3 protein-coding genes and 1 pseudogene are annotated in these 5891 nt (G+C 60.4%); all 4 read right to left on the bottom strand.

The window, feature by feature from the left end:
- Positions 1–122 precede the first annotated feature (122 nt).
- Positions 123–2231, bottom strand: a pseudogene (locus BLL38_RS29440) (diguanylate cyclase domain-containing protein); the annotation flags it as partial.
- A 95-nt stretch (positions 2232–2326) separates the two neighbouring features.
- The gene (locus BLL38_RS29435; protein ID WP_076965336.1) at positions 2327–4147 is read right to left on the bottom strand and encodes an ABC transporter ATP-binding protein; all 1821 of its coding nucleotides are present in this window, start codon (positions 4145–4147) and stop codon (positions 2327–2329) included.
- Positions 4140–4742, bottom strand: coding sequence for a DsbA family protein (locus tag BLL38_RS29430; protein ID WP_174553309.1), 603 nt, complete (start codon positions 4740–4742; stop codon positions 4140–4142). The genes BLL38_RS29435 and BLL38_RS29430 overlap by 8 nt, the downstream gene beginning before the upstream one ends.
- A 36-nt stretch (positions 4743–4778) precedes the next feature.
- Positions 4779–5720: an oxygen-dependent tRNA uridine(34) hydroxylase TrhO gene (trhO, locus tag BLL38_RS29425; RefSeq protein WP_076965335.1), complete on the bottom strand. Its 942-nt coding sequence runs from the start codon at positions 5718–5720 to the stop codon at positions 4779–4781.
- Positions 5721–5891 lie beyond the last annotated feature (171 nt).

Genomic DNA, 5891 nt, shown 5'->3' with positions numbered 1-5891 from the left:
CTTGCGGGTCTGTTTGCGTTTGCCGGCGTACTCGGCGTCGGCGAAGGTCATCTGCTTCATGGAATGGCTCGGCGATGGGACTCGGGGTATTTTGCCAAATAAGAAAGTCTTTTTCAGGATTTCCCTAACGCTTTGAGTTCGTTGATAAAACGAATGGCACTGCCCAAATTCGAAATGGCACTGGTTTCGGTGATTTCAAAGCAGATCATGCCCGGGGGAATGTCATAGGCGGCGAACTTCTCCCGCAGGAAGCGCAGGAAGTCGTCATCGCCAATGGTGATGCCCGACAGGTTAATCGCACACATCGCCATCGGCCTGCCCGGTCGCTCGATCATGCAACGGGCAATGAGCTTGAACACGTTCTCTACCACCCAGCGGTCCAGCGAGGTCATCAACCCGTAACGTTCGGCGGCTGGGATAAAACTGTCGGGCAAGATGATCCGCCCCGCTTCATCGTGCAGGCGCAGCAGGATCTCGATATGCCCGGCACCTGCCTCGGTGTGGCCCAAGGGTGCAATTTCCTGGGCATATAGGCAAAAACGGTCCTCTTCCAGGGCCATGTGCAAGCGCTGGATCCAGGCCATCTCGCCAAAGCGCAAGGACAACTCGGTGTCATCGGCGTGATAGACCTGCACCCGATTGCGGCCTTTCTCCTTGGCCATGTAGCAGGCCATATCCGCGGCCCGCAATGAGGTTTCCAGGGTGGTCGGGGTGTGCGAGATATGTACCAGGCCGATACTGACCGTGGTGACAAATGGCCGCCCTTTCCAGACGAAGTGCAGGTTTTGCACGGTGTGACGCAGGCTCTCGGCGATTTTTTCGGCCACCGACGCCGGGCAGTTCTCCAGCAGAATGCCAAATTCGTCGCCCCCCAGGCGGGCCAGGGTATCGCCTTCGCGCAGGTCCGATTGCAGCAGGGCGCAGATATGCCGCAGCAACTCATCGCCCGCCGCGTGGCCACAGGTGTCATTGACCAGCTTGAACTGGTCCAGGTCGAGGAACATCAAGGCATGGTGCCCCGACTGCTGGCGCCCGATGCCATGCAGCGCTTGCTCCAGGCGGTATTCAAACTCGCGTCGGTTGGCAAGCCCGGTCAAGGCATCATGGGTCGCCTGCCAGGACAGATTGGCAATGTACTGGCGCTCTTGGGTCATGTCGTGCAACACCAGCACCGCCCCGCTGACTTTGCCGGCACTGCGGATCGGCGCGCCGACCAAGGTCACGGACACGGTGCTGCCGTCCAGGCGCTGGATCAGCTTGGAATGCTCGCTGCCACCGCTGAGCTGGCCACCCAGAATATGGTCGATCAGGGTAAACCCATCGGCCTGGGCGTTTTCATCCAGCAGATTGAACAATGCGGCCAAGGGCAAGCCCTGGGCCTGGGCGGCGCTCCAGTGGGTCAGGGATTCCGCCGCCGGGTTCATATAGGCGATCGCGCCATCGACATCGGTGGTGATCACTCCGTCGCCGATGGACTCCAGGGTGATCTGTGCCCGCTCCTTCTCCAGTTGCAAGGCATCGGCAAACGCATGGCGCTGGGCCAGTAGCTTACGCGTGCGCAACAACGCCAAGGCAATCAGGCCCAAAGCGGTGGCCAGGTTGGTGATCAGCAACAGGCGCAGAATCATCCTGGAGCCTTCGCCCAACGCATCACTGAAGGCCTTGGCCGCCGGCGTCACGCCATCGTTGATCGCGATAATGCGTTCTTTCCAGGCACGGATCTCGCTGCTGCTGACCTGATTGGCCAGGATTGCCCGGTGCATCTCCTGCGCCAAGTCATCGAGTTGCACCAGGTAACCATCGCCCACGGTCCACAACTCGATGGCCTTCTCCAGATAGCTGAAATGGCGAAAATTAAGGTACAACCAGATCACGCTCGATACGTCATCAGGATGATTGCCACCCTTGAGAATGCCCAGGCGCGCGGCCGTCAGGTCAGGGCTGGGCTGATCCAGGGCCACGCGCAACTCATGCCCGCCCTGGGGCACGGCAATGGCGTTCTGGTATTTGAGATAGGTCGCCTGGTCGCGGTTGTCGGCGTACAGGGTCAGGTAGTAGATGGCGTCTTTCTGGCCCTTGGACCACAGGCTTTCGCCCGCCACATAGCCGCGCACGGCCGACAGCACGTAGAGGCTGACGCAGCCCAGCAGTGCCTGGAACAGCACGACGGCAATAAAGGGCCAGACAATACCGAGCAACCGGGGTGTTCCGAGAGTTCGCTTCTGCTTCATGAGGTCCCTTGCATCAGCACAGGCGAGTAAAAACTGCTCCTGACAGCACAGCCGAGGCCAAACGCGATCCCTCCAGGATCGTAGCCGGGATCGATTCAGCGAACTTGTTGCAAGTGTCCATAAAGCTTGGCGTACAAACCGCCATCGGCAATCAGCTGCTGATGGTCGCCATCTTCGGCAATGTGCCCACCGTCAAACACCAACACCCTATCAGCCTGCTTCACCGCCGACAAACGGTGAGCAATGATCAGTGTAGTACGCCCACTGAGAAACCGCGCCAGCGCCTGGTGCAGGTTGTACTCGGTGGCCGCATCCAGGGCCGAGGTGGCTTCGTCAAGGATCACCACCTTTGGCTCGGCCAGCACCATCCGGGCAATCGCCAGGCGTTGGCGCTGGCCACCGGACAAGCGTACCCCCGAGCGCCCGACAATGCTGTCCAGGCCCAGGGGCAACCCTTTGACCGTAGCATCCAACTGGGCAATTTCAAGAGCCTGCCAACAGGCCAGGTCGCTGCGTTCGCGGCCCATGGTCAGGTTGGCGCGCACGGTGTCATTGAACAGCGCCGGATGTTGCAGCACCACCGCGACATTCTCGCGGATGGTTTCCAGGCCAATCGCCTGCTGAGTCGCACCGCCGAAGCGTATCGTGCCCGCTTGCGGGGTGTAGAGCCCCAGCAGCAGTTGCACCAGGGTACTTTTACCGCCGCCGCTGGCGCCGACAATCGCGACCTTCTCGCCCGGCGCAATGGCCAGGTTCAGTTGATTGAGCACCAACTCCTCGCCGTAGCCGAAATCCAGGCCCCGCACCTCGATGCCCACGGTTTCGCGCCCGGCAAACGGATCCTCGCCCCCGGCGTATTGCGGTTCGTCGGCACGGGCCAGCAGTTCGTTGATCCGCGTCAGCGCACCACCGGCGGCGTAATAGGCGTATTGCAGGTTCAGCAGTTGCTCCACCGGACCAATCATGAACCACAGGTAGCTGAACACCGCGAGCATCTGGCCGATGGACAGGTCGGAAAACAGCACGGTGAGCATCGCCGCCGCACGAAAGATATCGATGCCAAACTGGAACAGCAGGCCACTGGCCCGGCTGGAGGCGTCGCTTTTCCACTGGGAGTTGATGGCAAAATCGCGCACTTCCTGGGCGCGCTGCCCCAGGCGCCCGAGGAAAAAGCCCTGGCGATTGCCAGCGCGTACTTCCTGGATAGCATCGAGGGTTTCCGTCAGGGCCTGGGTAAACCGCGAGGTGCTGTCGTTTTCCAGCTTCTTGAGGTGCTTGACCCGCTTGCCCAACTGCACCGTGGCGTAGATCACCAGCGGGTTGAACAGCAGGATCAACAGCGCCAGCTTCCAGTGCATCCACATCAGGATCCCGGAGGTGCCGACCAGGGTCAGCATGGCCACCAGGAAACGGCTCAAGGTTTCACCGACAAACTTGTCCACAGTGTCCAGGTCAGTGACCAGGTGCGTGGTCACGGTGCCGCTGCCCAGGCTTTCATATTCGCCCAGGGAGACGCGCTTGAGCCGTTCGATCAGCCGCACCCGGATCCGGTAGACAATGTCCTTGGCCAGCCCCGCAAACAAGCGCGCCTGGACCACGTTGAATACCAACGCCGCGCAACGCAGGATCAGGGTGATCAGCAGCATCAGGCCGATATAGCCAGCAGCCTGTTGCCAGGCCGTAGGCAATGCGTGGTTCATCACCTTCAACGCGGCATCGCCATTGCCCAGCAGTACCTCATCCACCAGCAGGGGCAGGAGCAAGGGAATCGGTACGCTGCACAAGGTCGCCAATACCGCGACCCCATTGGCAATCCACAGGGCTTTTTTATGGCGCAGGGCCAGGCGGCGAATTTCTGCCCAGGTCAGCCGATCGATGCGTGCGCGTGGCTCGCCGGTATGAGACGGGTCATGCACAGGCAGCTCGCTCCAGCCAGCGACCGAGCAAAGGCGACAGCTCGGACAGCGGCTGGTAGCCGTTGGTCAACAACGCCAACTGACCATTGCGTTCGGCCAGCAACGTGGGGAACCCAGCGATGCCCAGGTCCTGCACCCAGGTGAAATCGGCGGCCGTGGCGGCATGCTGTTCAGCGCGGTCAAAGGCCTCGGCAAACTCAATGCGCGGCACGCCCGCAGTCTCGGCCAGCTCCACCAGCACACTGGCGCGGGTCACATCGCGACCTTCGACATAAAACGCCTGCTGGATCAGCCCGAGCAACGTCCAGGCGCAATCCGGCGCCAGGCTGCGCGCCGTGACTATCGCGCGGCATGCCGGCTCCGTGTCATACACAAAACCGTCAGGCAAGGCGCCCTCCAGGCGAAATGGCTGACCAGTGGCCTCAGTCACCGCCTGCCAGTGCTCCAGGATATAGCGCCGGGTCGCCGGCTCCAGCGCCGCACCACTGCCGGTACGCAAGCCGCCCACCACCAGGTGCAGCTCCACGCCCGCCGCCTGGGCCTGCTCGACCAAGGCCTTGGCCACCGGGGCAAAACCCCAGCACCAGGAACACATCGGGTCCATTACATAGAGCAGGCGTGCGGACATGGTTCAAGCCTCGGTGGATGATTGCTTGTAGTTGTAACCAATCGGGTGCGGCATGTTGCGGGCCTTGGCCAGTTCGATCTGCTTCTGGCGGTCGATCGCACTGCGACGGGTCTTCTCGGACAGCTTATCCCAGCAATGCGGGCAACTGATGCCAGCCACATAATGCTCGGATGCGCGATCCTCTACGCTAATCGGTGTGCGGCAGGCATGACATTGATCGTAGTCACCTTCGCTCAAGTCGTGGCGCACGGTCACGCGATTATCGAAAACAAAGCAGTCGCCCTGCCACTTGGTTTCTTCCTGCGGTACCTCTTCGAGGTACTTGAGGATGCCGCCCTTGAGGTGATACACCTCGTCGAAGCCTTCGCTGAGCATATAGCTCGAAGCTTTTTCACAGCGAATGCCGCCGGTGCAGAACATGGCGACTTTCTTGTGCTTGGCCGGATCGAAGTTGGCTTTGATGTAGTCGGGAAATTCGCGAAAACTCGTGGTTTTCGGGTCGATTGCGCCTTCGAAGGTGCCGATCGATACCTCATAGTCGTTACGGGTGTCGATCAACAGCACTTCTGGGTCGCTGATCAACGCGTTCCAGTCTTGTGGATCAACGTAGGTGCCGACTTTTTTGTTGGGATCAACGCCTTCGACGCCCAGGGTCACGATCTCTTTCTTGAGCTTGACCTTGGTGCGATAGAACGGCTGCTCGTCGCAATACGACTCTTTGTGGTCGATGTCGATCATGCGCGGGTCGTTCTTCAGCCAGGTCATCAGGCCATCAATGCCTTCGCGGCTACCGGAAACGGTGCCGTTGATGCCTTCTTCGGCGATCAGCAAGGTGCCCTTGATGCCGTTGTCGACCATGGCTTGCAGCAGAGGCTCGCGCAGGGTGACGTAATCTTCGAGGGTGACGAACTTATACAGTGCCGCCACGACGATGGGTTGTGTCATGGGTGTTCTCTCCAGGTGGCTACCCTCGCAAAGGGTGAACCGGATGATCGAGTAGGAGGCGGATTCACATCCGCCGTCCTCTCACACCACCGTACGTACGGTTCCGTATACGGCGGTTCAGGTTATACGGTTAAGTCGGTTTATCGTATCCAGTATCGAGACCAGCCCGAG

Source organism: Pseudomonas gessardii, assembly GCF_001983165.1.
Classification (GTDB): domain Bacteria; phylum Pseudomonadota; class Gammaproteobacteria; order Pseudomonadales; family Pseudomonadaceae; genus Aquipseudomonas; species Aquipseudomonas gessardii.
The sequence above is the reverse complement of the archived record's forward strand: the minus strand, read 5'-3'. Positions and strand labels throughout refer to the sequence as shown.

Excerpts from the sequence above, each read along its gene's own strand:
- BLL38_RS29430 (WP_174553309.1), bottom strand. The coding sequence starts at position 4,742 with ATGTGTTCCTGGTGCTGGGGTTTTGCCCCGGTGGCCAAGGCCTTGGTC.
- trhO (WP_076965335.1), bottom strand. The coding sequence starts at position 5,720 with ATGACACAACCCATCGTCGTGGCGGCACTGTATAAGTTCGTCACCCTC.